This window comes from Aureicoccus marinus, assembly GCF_002954325.1.
GTDB classification, from domain to species: Bacteria; Bacteroidota; Bacteroidia; order Flavobacteriales; family Flavobacteriaceae; genus Aureicoccus; species Aureicoccus marinus.
The window spans coordinates 2,936,921-2,951,006 of record NZ_MQVX01000001.1 but is presented as its reverse complement, the minus strand read 5'-3'; the positions used below and the strand labels follow the sequence as shown (position 1 = coordinate 2,951,006).

Annotated in this window: 10 protein-coding genes and 2 pseudogenes; 2 read left to right on the top strand and 10 right to left on the bottom strand. The window is 47.2% G+C overall.

Features of this window, described 5'->3' with window-relative positions; translation table 11 throughout:
• Positions 1-19 precede the first annotated feature (19 nt).
• On the top strand, positions 20-553 hold the full coding sequence (locus tag BST99_RS13680) for a hypothetical protein (RefSeq protein ID WP_105002290.1): 534 nt from the start codon (positions 20-22) through the stop codon (positions 551-553).
• A 150-nt stretch (positions 554-703) separates the two neighbouring features.
• Here the strand turns inward: BST99_RS13680 and BST99_RS13675 are convergent, their stop codons facing one another.
• The 9 genes and pseudogenes from BST99_RS13675 to BST99_RS13635 all read right to left on the bottom strand — a co-directional run bounded on the left by BST99_RS13675 (position 704) and on the right by BST99_RS13635 (position 12,542).
• A complete protein-coding gene (locus BST99_RS13675; protein WP_105002289.1) occupies positions 704-1,972 on the bottom strand; it encodes an FAD-dependent oxidoreductase in 1,269 nt (422 codons plus the stop codon).
• Positions 1,973-2,147: 175 nt separating this feature from the next.
• Entirely contained in the window at positions 2,148-2,372 is a 225-nt protein-coding gene (locus tag BST99_RS13670) for a hypothetical protein (protein ID WP_105002288.1), read from the bottom strand.
• Positions 2,373-2,482: 110 nt separating this feature from the next.
• Positions 2,483-3,442 carry an arginase gene (locus BST99_RS13665; protein ID WP_105002287.1) on the bottom strand — a complete coding sequence of 320 codons (960 nt, stop codon included), beginning with the start codon at positions 3,440-3,442 and terminating at the stop codon, positions 2,483-2,485.
• Positions 3,443-3,477: 35 nt separating this feature from the next.
• Positions 3,478-3,663, bottom strand: a complete 186-nt coding sequence (locus BST99_RS13660) for a CPXCG motif-containing cysteine-rich protein (protein WP_105002286.1) — start codon at positions 3,661-3,663, stop codon at positions 3,478-3,480.
• A gap of 1 nt (position 3,664) precedes the next feature.
• Entirely contained in the window at positions 3,665-5,038 is a 1,374-nt protein-coding gene (locus BST99_RS13655; protein WP_245916280.1) for a TolC family protein, read from the bottom strand.
• Positions 5,025-8,224 (bottom strand): annotated as a pseudogene (locus BST99_RS13650) (efflux RND transporter permease subunit). Before BST99_RS13650 ends, BST99_RS13655 begins: the two are co-directional and overlap by 14 nt.
• Positions 8,221-9,393, bottom strand: coding sequence for an efflux RND transporter periplasmic adaptor subunit (locus BST99_RS13645; protein ID WP_105002284.1), 1,173 nt, complete (start codon positions 9,391-9,393; stop codon positions 8,221-8,223). Before BST99_RS13645 ends, BST99_RS13650 begins: the two are co-directional and overlap by 4 nt.
• Positions 9,394-9,582: 189 nt before the next feature.
• Positions 9,583-10,491 carry a leucine-rich repeat domain-containing protein gene (locus BST99_RS13640; RefSeq protein WP_105002283.1) on the bottom strand — a complete coding sequence of 303 codons (909 nt, stop codon included), beginning with the start codon at positions 10,489-10,491 and terminating at the stop codon, positions 9,583-9,585.
• Positions 10,492-10,632: 141 nt separating this feature from the next.
• A pseudogene (locus BST99_RS13635) lies at positions 10,633-12,542 on the bottom strand (ABC-F family ATP-binding cassette domain-containing protein).
• 57 nt (positions 12,543-12,599) lie between these two features.
• Here BST99_RS13635 and BST99_RS13630 point away from each other — a divergent pair.
• Positions 12,600-12,989 carry a DUF983 domain-containing protein gene (locus BST99_RS13630; RefSeq protein WP_105002282.1) on the top strand — a complete coding sequence of 130 codons (390 nt, stop codon included), beginning with the start codon at positions 12,600-12,602 and terminating at the stop codon, positions 12,987-12,989.
• On the opposite strand, the gene BST99_RS13625 is transcribed toward BST99_RS13630, so the two are convergent.
• The gene (locus tag BST99_RS13625; RefSeq protein ID WP_105002281.1) at positions 12,982-14,037 is read right to left on the bottom strand and encodes an NAD(P)/FAD-dependent oxidoreductase; all 1,056 of its coding nucleotides are present in this window, start codon (positions 14,035-14,037) and stop codon (positions 12,982-12,984) included. The genes BST99_RS13630 and BST99_RS13625 overlap by 8 nt on opposite strands.
• Positions 14,038-14,086 lie beyond the last annotated feature (49 nt).

Sequence of the window (14,086 nt, the reverse complement as noted above, 5' to 3'; positions counted from 1 at the left end):
AACCTCAAAAAAAACTGTGATGAAATTGAAAGAACTTTTCCCTAATATCAATGGAACAAGCTTTGGTGGCTCCGGCGAATTCGGAAAGCACATCAACAACCCCTATATCATCGATGACTATGTCGGTAAGGGCTACCTGTATATGGAGCTCGGCATCATCAAAGGCCTTATGCAAGCCCAGAAAAAAGAATGGCGCATTGTAGAGCAGAGCTTAAAGATGCACAAGGGCCGCTATATTGATGAGATCAAATTAGAGACTCAATTCGTCCACAAGAACCGCAAGCAAAGAGCGACGGAGTCCATCTTTATCGACATTTCAGCGGTTATTGATCAGATGCAATCCATGGATCCCGATTATGACTTTGGAATGGATCGAAAACTAGCCATCGACCGACTCAACGGACCTTTAGGAGAAGGTAGTTTTATTCAAACAGAGGAATTTCCCTCTTCAGAACTTCAACGAAACGATGGGCTATTTAGACCGGAAAGAGAATGGAAAGGGCGATATCAACCGACCAGATCCATTCATACCATCAAAAATCTCCGCACTTAGAAAAAGAAAAGCGGCCCTGGAAGTGGCCGCTTTTTGGATTTTGATAAACACTTGCAAGTGAGTGATTCCGTTTGGTTAGGCAAAATTAAGATACCTGAAGGGAATAATCCAGAATATTTACAGGAAAAAAGACACTTTATCCAAATCCGCCTAGGGTAAGTGTATGGCAGGCTTCATTGAAGCGATGCAAGCCTCCGCAGCTGCATTGCCCGAATGCATGGCCGCATTGAGTGATGGGTAGAGTAAATAATCCCCGGCCACATACTGCTTATTCTCTCGGCTATAGTCTTCCGGTTTTAGTTGATACCGCAAGCTCCCTACCACAGGTAAGGCCTTTTTAATGAGATAATGTGCAATCAGTTTTCCAGCCTCAATTCCGCATATTCGACGTAATTCTGAACGAATCGCTTCCGCTTGGGTGTTGCTATCGACTTCGGAAGACTTGAGTAAGGTGACGGACAAAAGCTTAGACGGTGTTCCGTCTACTGTCGGTACCCGATGCATATTGTTGATCAAGGCATTAGGTTCAGCGATCAAACCAATCAGGTTTTCTTCGAGGCTCCCCTCGAGATATTCCAGGTAGAAGTTGTTGCAACTGTTCCATTCCCCCTTATCATGGTTTAAATTCAGTGCAGCCGGATCGACCATGCAGGTACCGGCATAAACCACCTTGTCAAACGATTCTTGGTGAGATTCGCCTTTTGCATCGATCCAGTGTAATTCACTACCTTCCTGCCCTGTGATGGTACACTCCAAGCGCAATTCTGTTGTACTTAACTGACCGTGTAATTGTCTTGGGATTTGGTGTATCCCTCTTCGGGGTAAAGCAGCATGCCCATCTCCAAACATTTTATAAACGAATTCAAACATCCGGCTGGATGTGGCTAAATCAGGTTCCAAGAAGATTCCGGCGAAGAAGGGCTTGAAAAAATGGTCGATAATACTTTTTGAAAAACCTTTATCCTGCAGGTATTCCAGGGTGGTCTTTTCGGGCAAAGTAAAGATCTCTTCTACGCTCTTGCTCTTCAATTCATGTTTGAGCCGAAAGACATTCATTTTATCCCGTATGCTTCCGAATGGGTAAGAGAGTGTTGGAAAGAAGAACTTTCTATTTTTCAGTGGATCTCCGAGCAAATAAGATTTGCCTGATTTGTAAATTCTCGCTCCTTGATCAAAATGAACCAGATCAAGTTCTGCGTAATCGAGTTGATTTTTGGCTTCAGGATAAGAAGTAAGTAGTATTTGAAAGCCTTGATCAAGATAAAAATCTCCTTGAACGTCTGTAACCACACGGCCACCAATACGTTTTTCCCTATCAAATAAGATGGGATAATATCCTTCCTTCTCAAATCGCTTTGCAGCGGTAAGGCCGCTGATCCCTGCACCAACTATGGCCACTTTGGGAGTTGTTGTACTCATCGTGAATGGTCATTTTTGTTGTGACACGAACTATAGGGTACTTGAAGAAACTTCCTGAGGAGCAATGCCTGTGTTATCCAACGGCCCCATCATAAACACTTTATATTGAATAAGGGATTCATAGCAATTCTCTTCCCGTCACTTGCCAGTCCCCGTCAGGAAGCTATAAGTTGTTTTAAACTTCTGGTACGTAGTTTAAACGTTTTTCGATCTTTTTCTTTTTGACAGTGACGCGCTTCATCCAGTCCATCAAAGAGCCGTCCTTTGTTTTTTTATAGATCTCATTGATCCCCAAAACAATCTCCTTTCCTTCTCGGGATGCTTTCACACGGTCACTAGTGCTCATGTGGCTCATCTTGAGCCGCTCATAGGCTTCTGCCCTTTCTAACAACTCCGTCATTGTTTAACTATTTTAAAATACTCTTAAACAAATATAATAGCTGAAGCAATGCAGTGGAACCAATTTTGGAGTTTTAGTAAAATTTTAAGAACCTGAACTCCAAAATTTTCTTAGCCGTGATGTTCTAGAAAATGTGCTGTAACTGAATCCAGTACTTTAAAAGCGGTTTCGGCCATCACATTTCCTTTGGTATCGAGCAAGGGATTCACCTCACATACCTCCAGACATATCAACTTATTGGTGTCGATCACCGCTTTAATGATGGTTTTGACTTCCTCAGGATCAAAGCCTTTAGAAACCGGAGTTCCAGTCCCGCGAGAGATCAAGTCACAATCCATGCTATCCACGTCAAAGGACACATAGATATAGTCGCAAGAAGAAAGCGCACCTAACGCTTCAGAAAGGCAATTTTCAAGGCCTCTAAAGCGTGTTTCGGCTACGGTGTAGTTCCGGATACCCAATTCCTCTCGGAGAGCGTCTTCAGCCTCTTCCGTATCGCGTAGTCCAAAATAAATGAGGTGTTCAGGTTTGACTTTAGGCCCTTCCACTTCGATGTCTTTCATCTCTTCCCAAATGCTCCGGGCCTGCTCATCCAAATCATTGACTTGATACTTCAAATTATCGGCGCCCAGAGCAGCCGCCAAGGGCATTCCGTGCACATTTCCGGAAGGAGTAGAATAAGGTGAATGCAAGTCGGCGTGCGCATCGATCCAGATCACGCCTATATTCTTCTGAGGGAAGTGTCCTTTAAGGCCACTCAGCGTTCCTAAAGCCGAACTGTGATCCCCTGACAGGACAATGGGGAAATGCTTTCCTCCCAGGACCTGTCGAACACTTTTAGAGACCCGCTGGCACTGGCTTAAAACAAATTGAACCCGCTTGGCTGACTCGACTTTTACTTTGTTGTACACCGACTCGTTGTGGGTAGGAACATCCAGGTAGAAGTAGCGGTTAAAGTAGTCGTTTCCGGCATTGATGGCCGCAATCTCGATGGCGTCAATACCCATATCGGATCCCCGGGTACCGGCCCCAATATCAGAGCGGTTTTTGATGATTTGAATACTTGTCATAGGACAAAAATAGGGAAGCCTAGGAAGTTCTGCCCCTACTGCTCGATACTGTCAGCCTGCAGACTGATGTCTTCTCCTCCTTCGTCTACATGAATATCAAACTGAATGGGGCTGCAACAGACTTCACAATCTTCGATATAGGACTGTTGCGGTACAGAAGGGTCCACCAGAACTGATATTTGCTCCCAGCAGTACGGACATTGAAAAAAGACTTCGTTCATTTTACCAACCCAGATTGAGCAGCTGACCAGTCAATTGAAGTAATTGCAACTCGGCTAGCTTTGCAGTGTACTTTGCAAAGTTACGGTTGGTTTTGGCATTGAGCAGGTTGATCTGAGCTTGACGCAATTCAATGGAGGTAATTCGGCCCACCTTGTACTGCTCATTGGAACGGTTATAGTTGTCCGTCGCCGTCAAGACATTTTGTTTCTGCAAGTTGTATACCTGCAGGCGGTTTTCATAGTCTCCCAGGGCATTGGCGATATCGCGGAGAATCTGCTGTCGGGTCTGTTCCCTGAGCAGTTCTTGTGAATCCAATTGTATGCGAGCGTTACGCACGGCGGTCACTCCGGAGCCTCCGTCAAAGAGGTTCCAGGTTAGATTAAGCCCGGCTGAAAATCCCTGGGAAGTATTCGACGCCAAAAAGTTGGTAGCCGGGAACTGCCCTTGATTCCATCCGTAAGAACCGGTTAGACCAATGGTCGGTAAAAAAACCGACTTACTCCCTTTAAGCAAGAAGTCGTTGATGCGGATGTTCTTTTCGAGTTGTAGAAGGGTTACGTTGTTCTCGGAGGCACTGCCGACGAACTCTTGGATTTTGAGTGGATTGGTAAAATAGACCGAGGTATCTACTACAAAGCGATCCGTTAGTGACTTATTCAAAATGATGTTCAAATCACGCTTAGCATTGCGCAAGGCCTGCTTTTCTGAAATCAGGTTGATGCTGTCGTTGACCAGATCTACTTGAGCGTTGAGCACATCCAGCTTGTTGACCTGCCCGAATTCAAAACTGTACTCGGCTCTCTGCAAGCGACTCGAAGTGTTGGCATAGGTATCTTCCAACACCGTAATATTTTCGGTAAGTCGAGCAACTTCAAAATAGACCGTAAAGAGTTGCAGCAAGGTGGTTTCGATGGTTTCCCGAGCCTGCAGCTCACTGAGGTTATACTCCTCCTTTAAACGTTTGTAATTATACCAACGTCCGAACCCATCAAAGAGGGTGTAGTTTACATTAACCGATGCGTTGTAGCGGGTTGTTTCCGCATCTTCTACGGTCCGGGTAGATCCGTCCTGAAAGGTAGCCGTCTGATCGTTGATGTCTTGACTGGCCCCTGCTGATCCGCTTACCGTAGGCAAAAATCGAGAATTGAGAAGACTGCGGTTATTTTTAGCGATATCGACATTGTTCAGGGCCACCTGTACCCCGAGGTTTTCTTCCAAGGCGCGTTGAACCGCTTGGTCCTTGGTCAAAAGCTCGACATCTTTTGTTGTCTTAGAAGGAATGTTCTGATCCGTTATGACCTCCTGTGCTTGTGTAGCAACGGTACATAGCAATAGACACAACAGCAGAAAAGAAAAAAGTCTAGTGTGCATCATAGCCGCTGTTTTGTTCTTTAATCGCGCGTTCTACTTCCTCCTTACTCACATCACCCCCGGTTCTCAACCACTTCACTCCTACTTTAAGGGAATTTCCAAAAGAGAGGAACAAGGGTAATAAGATAAGAGTTAAGAGCGTAGCATACCCTATCCCATAGGCAATAGAGATCGCCATAGGCTTCAAGAACTGAGCCTGACGGCTTTTTTCAATAAGTAAGGGAGCCAATCCGGCAATGGTCGTCACCGAAGTCAAAAAGATCGCTCTAAATCGCGAACGACCGGCTTCGTAAAGCGCTTCGTCAAATTGAAGGCCTTCTCGTAAGTTGGAATTGAATTTTCCGATCAGCACCAAGCCATCGTTGACCATAATCCCTATAAGTGCAATGATTCCCAAAAGAGAAAGGATATTCACCGGGAAACCGTGCAGGTAATGCCCCCAAGCCACTGCAGTCAAGCTGAAGGGAACCATCAGTATAAGCAGTAAGGGTTGGCTGAAGCTTCTAAAGGTGAAGGCAATGGTCATGTAAATGAGGAACAAGACCGTTAGTCCTACAAAACGCAGGGAGCTGACCAGTTTACCCGCCTCTCGGTTCTGACCTTCATAGGAAGGCGTTACCGTGGGGTAGCGCGCCAAAATATCGGGCATCACTTCTCCTCTAATCCATTCCAAAATTTCGGTGGCCGTGGTTTCGTCCGGATTGCTTAAATCCGAACTGATTTGGATTTCTCGTAGTCCATCCAAGTGGTTGATGGCGACATCTCCGCGTTCAATGGAATAATCTGCAATTTCGTTTAAGGGAACCTGGGCACCCGTCGGGGTGTTGATTCGCATACGGTCCAGATCACTAATGGAAGAGCGGTTGGAACGGGCATAACGCACCCACACACGGATCTCGTCCTGCCCTCTTTGAAAACGTTGGGCTTGCACTCCGAAGAATCCAGAACGCACCTGATTCATAATCCCTCGGAGGTCCAGTCCTAAAGGACGTGCGTTGTCCTTGAGCTCCAGACGAATTTCTTTAATTCCATCAGGGTCGTTATCGGCTATATCTTTCAAAAGAGCATTGTCCAGCATCGCCTGTTTCAGCTCTGCCTTGGCCGCTTTGAGTTGTTCAATATTACTCCCCAGTAAGGAGATGGAAACTGGGTCTCCCCCAAAGTTTCCTCCTGATCCATAGATGAGGCTTTCTACCCCAATAACCGGCCCTACCAATTCACGAAGGCGACTGGTGACCACATCAGAACGCACCTCATCGGGGCGCTCTTCCCCAGGCAAGAGGTTAATGACCAAAGTAGCTGCGGAAGAACCAGGGCCCAGATTCTTTATGGTGTTCTCGAACATCTGCTTGTCGCTTCCTTTCAGGTACTTTTCGGTCAATTCCTGGTTGACTATCCGTGATTTCTCTTCAATTAAACTGATGATGGAATCCGTTACTCGTTCGTTGGTTCCGTTAGGCATCAGCAGTTCTACTGCTACACGATCACTGGCAATTCGCGGGAAGAAAGATCCGCGGATAATTCCACCGTTAAAGGAGCCCATGGTCAACACCAAGGCGACGATAAAGAGTGAGAAAGCCAAAAATTTAAAGCGCAGAGCAAAACGCAATACCGGGCTGTAGAGGTAATCTCGCATCCAGTTCATGATGGTTTCACCCAGTTTATTGATCACCCGAATTCGGGAGAAAACACCCGCAATCCCCTTGGTGGTATGCTCCTGCTTGCGCAGGGCTTTGGAGTGGGCCAAGTGAGAAGGCAGAATAATCAAGCCTCTACCAAAGAGACCGTAAGGGTCAAAATCACAATGACGGATACTTCCGAAAAGAACTCCCCTATTCGGCCGTCTAAAAACAGAAAGATGGAAAAAGCCAGGATGGTGGTGATAATAGCCGAAATAATAGGAGGCAATACCTCGATGGTTCCGTCGATAGCTGCCTGAGTAGGGTTTTTACCCCTCTCGTAGTGCTGGTAAATATTCTCCGCGATCACAATACCATCATCCACCAAAATTCCGATGACAATAATCATCCCGAAAAGGGACAAAACGTTGATGGTCACGTTCAACATGGGGGCAAAAATGAACATCCCAAAGAAGGCCACAGGCAATCCAAATGCTACCCAAAAAGCCAAGCGGGCATTCAAAAAGAGGGACAAAAAGATCAAGACCAAAATCATTCCCATCAGGGCGTTTTCGGTCAGGAGTTCCGTCCGCTGATTCAGTACTACCGAAAGGTCATTGATCACATCAAGCTTGACGTTGGTGTACTTCTGGTTGAATTCTTCGATGTATAATTTGGCGGTGTCCGCGGCTCCAATGAGGTCTTCTGTGTTGGTGCTGGTGATGGTTACATTAACCGAAAGAAGACCATTAAAAAAAGAGGCGTTCGGACTCTCTGAAAAACGATCTCTGACCTCAGCAACATCACTTAAGAGAACAGAACGACCACTGGCATCAGCCTTGACCACAACGGACGAAAGCTCATCGGCGTAGTAAGAGCGGTTATTGGCCCGTATCAGGTATTCCTCGGTGTCTGTTTTAATATTCCCTCCAGTCACCAAAATATTGGCATTGGCGACCGCCTGAGATACTTCTGCAAAGCTGACCTGGTAGGCCAAAAGCTGTTCTTCTTTGACGGCAATCTCTATTTCTTCCGCAGGGTAACCACTCACGGTAATCTGAGAGATGCCATCCAGAGCACGTAAATCGTTTTCGACCTGGCGGCCGATCTGCTTGAGCGTGGCCAAGGGTATATTATCGCCACTGATGGCAAAACTGATGGTTTGCCGAATGGCTTCCTGCTTAGAAACCACCAAGGGTTCCATACCGGTTGGGAAGGAAGGCACCCGGTCCACTGCATTTTTGACTTCCAAAAGCATGAAGTCGATGTCCTGGCCTTTTTCAATTTCTATAGTAATGGTACCACTGTTCTCTCTTGATACGGAGGTTACCCGATCAACACCCCGCAGACCCTTGAGGTTGTCTTCGATCTTGAGGACGATCCCTTCTTCAATCTCTTGTGGAGAAGCCCCAGGGTAGGTAATCGCAACATTGATGATCTTGGACTCCACCAGCGGGAAGAAGGACGACTTCAAGGAGGTCATTCCCACCAGGCCAAAAATGAAGAAAGCGATGATGATAACATTCACCGCAACTTCATAGCGAATAAAATAGCTGATGATTTTTCTCATGCCCCCGTCTCGGTCTCTGGTGTTGACGTTCCAGAAGTGCTAGCAGCCCCTGTCGGTTCTGGAGCACCATATACCTTGACCAGCATGCCGGCATAGGCCCCAACCACAGGCTTAGAAACCAATACGGTTCCGTTTTGCACGCCTTTCAGCACCACTTTGCGGTCCGAAAAGTGAACAGGTTCTACTGGAATCATATCCAAAATGGAGTCCCTTACCACAAAGACCCGGTTGTTTTCTAACAGCAGGGATCGATCGATCTCGATGGCATCCGCTTCATCCTTGGCATTTAATCGCGCCTGCAGGTACTGTCCTTCTTTTAAGGCCGCATTGCGGACATCGATAAAAGCAGTTATGGTTTGAGAGGCCTGATCAACTCGACCGTTGATGCGGCTCACTCTTCCTCTGTAGGTTTTATTTCTACTGAGTTCTTCCAACTCTACCGTTTTCCCAACGCGCAGAAGATCACTGTAGGTCTTTGGAATGGCTACCTGCAGTTCATAATTGGTAGGATCGATGTATTCTCCGAGTTTTTGCCCCGCACGGATCAAGGTTCCTTCCGTCACCAGCGCCTCGGTCAAAATCCCTTGAAAGGGCGCCTGAATACGGTATTTACTCAAACGGTTCTCTTGGTTTTTGACGTTGTAGTAAGTGGCCAGGATTCCGCGGCCGGAGATAAAGTATTTTTCTTTTTCGTTATCCATTTTTGGAAGACGAGGAGTGGATTTATTCAAGTCAAATCGACGCAGGTAAGCCTCCCATTTGGCGTATTGATTTGGATAGTCCAAACGCAGATCGGGCATGATTCCCGTGATCTGATTATAAAGGTTACTCTTGGCCGAAAGAACTCCCGCCCTGAATTCAGAATCATCGATTTGAATCAGGGTCTGGCCCTTGGTGTACGGCTGCCCGGACTTAAACAATTTGACCCCTGGTTTAAAAACGCCTTGCACCTCAGCAAAGAGTTCTACTCTTTGGCGGGCAACCAGACTTCCGCTGGCCTCAACCTCAATAGGCACTACCCCATTGGCGATGGTGTCAACAAAGACGGTCTTAACGACCCTTTTGGCAGGTGGACGCTTGTTTTCTTTACTGTCAGCAATCAGCTTAGCTCCATAAATAGACCCGGCTATTAGGAGGGCTCCCAAGATGAATGAAATGACTTGACGCATGCATTTTTGTTTAAGTATTGCAAAGCTAGGTTGAAACAGGCCCTGAGTTGTTAAATCTATACTAAATCTAACCGCTCAACCCTGAATGCATAACGTCATACGTCGAAAAAATAGGGCGCTTGATCGATGAACAAAAAAGGGGAAGCACCTCTGCTTCCCCGAACCAAACAAACTAAAAGTACAAACTAACTACTTGTGATCATCTTCGTCTTCGTTGTCGTCGTCTTCGAACTTGGTATCGGCCATACGGGTACGGTCAATACTGAAAGACTTGAACTGTGGACGAAATTTCTTGTCATCAGAATCAAAGGCCAACAGGTTTTTGGTGGGCATTTTGTAAAGCCCGTCAAAAGACTGAAAGCGGTTGTTTTGAATCTGAAGTATTTCGATACTGGCCAGGTTTCCAAATTCCAGCGGGATGGCACCCCCGAGCATATTGTTGGCCAAGACCAGTTCTTTTAGCTTTGCTAGATTCCCCAAACTAGAAGGCAGATTACCCACCAACTGGTTTTCAAAGAGGCCCAGCACTTCCAATTTTTCTATAGAACCCAATTCCAGCGGGATCTCTCCCCTTAAATTATTACTGGACAAATTCAACACCTCCAAATTTTTTAGATTCCCCAGACTTTCCGGAAGTTCTCCCCCGATAAAGTTGTTGAAAAGGGTCACCTCTCTCAGAGCGGTCATCTTCCCGATTTTCGCCGGCAATTCCCCCTTTATACGGTTCATTTCTAATTTGAGGATGCGCAAAGAACGAAGCTCCGTCAATTGCTTGGGCAAAGTCCCTGTCAGTTGATTAAAGCTCAAATTCAAATATTCCAAACTTCTGAACTTTCCGATACTGGAAGGCAGAGTACCCGTCAATTGGTTGTTGAAGAGGTCCAGACGAACTACATGGCCGTTGCGAACCTTAACACCATACCACTGACTGGCGGGAGTATTTAAATCCCAAGAATTCTTCCATTGGTCACCACCGGTCGCCTTGTAGAGTTCTACCAATGCTTCCCGCTCTTTTGCCAACAGATCTTGTGCCTGCATAGGCAAGGTCATCAGTGCAGCAAAGAGGGTTAAAAAAGTAGAACGTACGGTTCGACGCATGGGTTCCTTTTTAGGAATTATCTTACAAATAACACCCAAGTCCACAGTTTGCACAAATAAATGCAGGGAATAGGCTTATAAATGTTGTGAAAGCATGAAATGCTGTGGTAAAGCAAAAAAGGATGCTTTTCTGACAGAGAATTAGCCCTCTAATTGGGCCGATAAGGTCTCCCAAAGCTCCATGAGCTCTTCTAATCGGGCTTTCTTCTTGTGGTAGCCGTCAAAAAAGGCTGGATCACTCGCCGTTTTGTCGTAATCCATCAACAATTGGTGGTCCATTTCGGCCAGGATCTTTTCGAGTTCCTCAATTTCTCTCTCGGTCTTCCCGAGTTTATTCTTGAGGGACTTCACTTCCTTCTGTCGCTTGTAATCCATCTCAGCCTTGGGCTTTTCGACAGGCTGCTCTTTGGGTTTGTCACTGCTCTTCTCCACCGATCGAAAGTCGTCCACTTTGCGCTGGTCCAGGTAAAAGTCAATATCACCCAAATACTCTTTGATACGGCGATCGCGGAATTCGTAGACCCGATCGGTCAGGCCTTGTAAAAAGTCCCGGTCGTGCGAAACCAGGATAAGGGTCCCTTCAAAGTTCTTCAGGGCGTCCTTGAGTACGTTCTTGGATTTGATGTCCAGGTGGTTGGTCGGCTCATCCATGACCAAGACATTAAAAGGCTGCAACAAGAGCTTTGCCAGGGCCAGGCGGTTGCGCTCTCCTCCGGAAAGGACCCTCACATACTTATCGACCTCTTCTCCACGGAATAGGAAGGATCCGAGTATATCACGAACCTGCGGGCGGTTCTTTTCGTTGGCCGCATCAATCATGGTGTCCAGGACGGTTTTGTCGCCATCCAGGTACTCCGCCTGGTTCTGGGCAAAATAACCGATCTGCACATTGTGCCCCAGTTTGAGATCACCACTGTATTCTACCTCGCCTACAAGGACTTTGGCCAGGGTCGTCTTGCCTTGCCCATTCTGCCCTACAAAAGCGGTTTTGTCCCGCGCTCGATCATCAGATCAATTTCGCGCAGTACTTCCTTTTGGCCATAGTTCTTTCCGATGGATTCTGCTTCCACCACCACCTTGCCCGGGGTGACCGATACCGGAAAGCGGATGCTCATCACGGCATTGTCGTCCTGATCCACCTCGATGCGGTCGATCCGGTCCAGCTTTTTGATCAGTGACTGGGCCATCGATGCTTTTGAAGCCTTGGCCCTGAATTTTTCGATGAGCTTCTCGGTGTGCTGTATGTGCTTTTCCTGGTTCTTTTGAGCCGCAAGCTGCTGCTCGCGGATTTCGTCTCTTAAGAGCAGGTATTTGGAATAAGGCTTATTGTAATCGTAAATCCTCCCCAAGACAATCTCGATGGTGCGGTTGGTCACATTGTCGAGGAACATCTTATCGTGCGAAACGATCACCACCGCTCCCGGATAGGAACTCAGAAAGTGCTCCAACCAAATGATGGATTCAATATCGAGGTGGTTGGTGGGCTCATCGAGAAGCAAGACGTCGTTCTGCTGTAATAGGAGTTTGGCCAGCTCAATCCGCATTCGCCAACCTCCGGAAAAGGTTTCGGTGAGTTTTCCGAATTCCTCTCGTTTAAAGCCGAGTCCTTGCAAGATGCGCTCGGTATCTCCCTGGTAGTTGTACCCGCCGATGATCTCGTAGCGGTGTTGCAAATCGTTGAGATCGATCATGAGTTGGTTGTAACTCTCGCTCTCGTAATCGGTGCGTTCGGCCAGTTCCTGGTTGACCGTTTCCAGCTTTTTCTCGAGGGCCTTGATTTCGACAAAGGCCTGCTGGGCTTCCTCCACTACGGTACGCCCCTGTTCGAAGTCGATGTCTTGACGCAAAAAGCCAAGGCTCATTTCTTTATCGGAGGCCAGACTTCCCTGGTCGGGATCGATGTCTTTGGCCAGTACTTTAAGCATGGTGGATTTACCCGCACCGTTCTTTCCGATCAGGCCCACGCGATCCCCGGGACCGAGTCTAAAACTGATGCCTTCAAACAGTGGAACTCCACCAAAAGAAACCCCTAAATTATGTACGTTCAACATGCGAAAAATACTGGTCAGCGCAGGACCAAGGCCTACCTTTGTAGCAAAACCCTGCAAATGTTAAAAAAAGGAAGTAAACTCTACAGCATTTTAACAGGAACTTGTCCCCGCTGCCAACAAGAACGCATGTATGTGCATCGAAATCCCTACAACCCGGCCAAACTATTCAAAATGCATGAGCGCTGTGGAAATTGCGGGGTGAAATACAAGATGGAGCCTTCTTTCTTTTATGGAGCCATGTACGTAAGCTATGGCTTAGGAGTGGCAACCGCTGTAGCGAGTTTTGTAATTGCTCACCTCTTTTTCGACCTGGATCTTATTCAGAGTTTCTTGGTCATCATTGGCGCCCTGGTCGCTTTGATGCCCGTATTGATTCGTGTATCGCGAAATATCTGGATCAATTTCTTCTACAGTTACGAAGATGATTTAGCCAAGAAAGCTAACTAGAAGGCCACTTACTTGCAAAACGTGCAATGTCCATTTCTGGTGGCAAAGGACTCCCATTTTCTATGTGATTGACCAAAAATTCGGCTGCAAAAGGAGCGGTCATCACTCCCCTGGACCCCATTCCATTCAAGACCCAAAAGGCCGGGTATTGCGGGTGTCTTCCAACCAAGGGACGTCGATCGGTCACTGTGGGGCGCACGCCAGCCCGGTGATCCACCACTTCAAAATCAGCATCGAGGATCAAGGCGAGTTTTTCTAATAACTCGGCCCGGGATTCCGCCGTGGGTGTATTGGTTTTGTCTTTCCATTTATAGGTAGCGCCCACCCGGTAGAGGTCATCGCCTAAAGGAATAAGAAACACCCTTGCTTTGACCACTTTATTTTCTTGCAGTCCTGGACAGTGAATGGTGAGCAGTTCGCCCTTGGTCCCGGTCAAGGGCAAATAGTCAAAGAATGGATTCTGCTTTAGTCCGTAGCCCTCAGCAAAAACAACCCCTTTGGCCTGAAGTTCCTTATAGATCACTCCGCCCTGCTTGGACTGCAGTTGTTCGTAATCCGCACGTTCTTCCAGAAGCCACCCCTTGTTGCGCAAATACTCCAGATAAGCGGTCTGCAGGGCTGCCGTATCGACCCGCCCGGTTTCCAAGACTTGACCCAGACCCTGAGGGGCTTTTAAGGCAGAATTGGTGTTGGGGTGCACTTTGGGTTCGACAAAGCGCTCTAAGCCCGGCTTATCGGCTGCAGCAAACCAATTGTTTTGTTCTTCTACGGAATGAAAGATTCGGTAGACCGGTACTTTGTAATCCACGCTTTGCTGAAGTTTCGCTTCGATGGCCTGGTAGAAAGTGTCAATCCCATCCATCTGCTCTTCGGCTCGGTAGGCCAGGGTAAAACGCTTGAGAATAACGGGGTTGTACAGCCCCCCAGCCACTCCGGTTGCTCCTTGGGCCCCATCGGCGATCATCCGAAACGAAAGCCCTCTTTCTTCCAGAATGTGAGCCAAAGAAAGCCCTGTTAGTCCCCCACCGACAATCAAGTAATCCAGCATGGCACAAAAGTACGGGAGCCCAAACAAAAAAACCGCACCTTTTCAGGTG

Bases quoted from the DNA above. Each gene is read 5' to 3' on its own strand.
- BST99_RS13680 (WP_105002290.1), top strand. From the start codon at position 20: ATGAAATTGAAAGAACTTTTCCCTAATATCAATGGAACAAGCTTTGGT.
- BST99_RS13675 (WP_105002289.1), bottom strand. From the start codon at position 1,972: ATGAGTACAACAACTCCCAAAGTGGCCATAGTTGGTGCAGGGATCAGC.
- BST99_RS13670 (WP_105002288.1), bottom strand. From the start codon at position 2,372: ATGACGGAGTTGTTAGAAAGGGCAGAAGCCTATGAGCGGCTCAAGATG.
- BST99_RS13665 (WP_105002287.1), bottom strand. From the start codon at position 3,442: ATGACAAGTATTCAAATCATCAAAAACCGCTCTGATATTGGGGCCGGT.
- BST99_RS13660 (WP_105002286.1), bottom strand. From the start codon at position 3,663: ATGAACGAAGTCTTTTTTCAATGTCCGTACTGCTGGGAGCAAATATCA.
- BST99_RS13655 (WP_245916280.1), bottom strand. From the start codon at position 5,038: ATGATGCACACTAGACTTTTTTCTTTTCTGCTGTTGTGTCTATTGCTA.
- BST99_RS13645 (WP_105002284.1), bottom strand. From the start codon at position 9,393: ATGCGTCAAGTCATTTCATTCATCTTGGGAGCCCTCCTAATAGCCGGG.
- BST99_RS13640 (WP_105002283.1), bottom strand. From the start codon at position 10,491: ATGCGTCGAACCGTACGTTCTACTTTTTTAACCCTCTTTGCTGCACTG.
- BST99_RS13630 (WP_105002282.1), top strand. From the start codon at position 12,600: ATGTTAAAAAAAGGAAGTAAACTCTACAGCATTTTAACAGGAACTTGT.
- BST99_RS13625 (WP_105002281.1), bottom strand. From the start codon at position 14,037: ATGCTGGATTACTTGATTGTCGGTGGGGGACTAACAGGGCTTTCTTTG.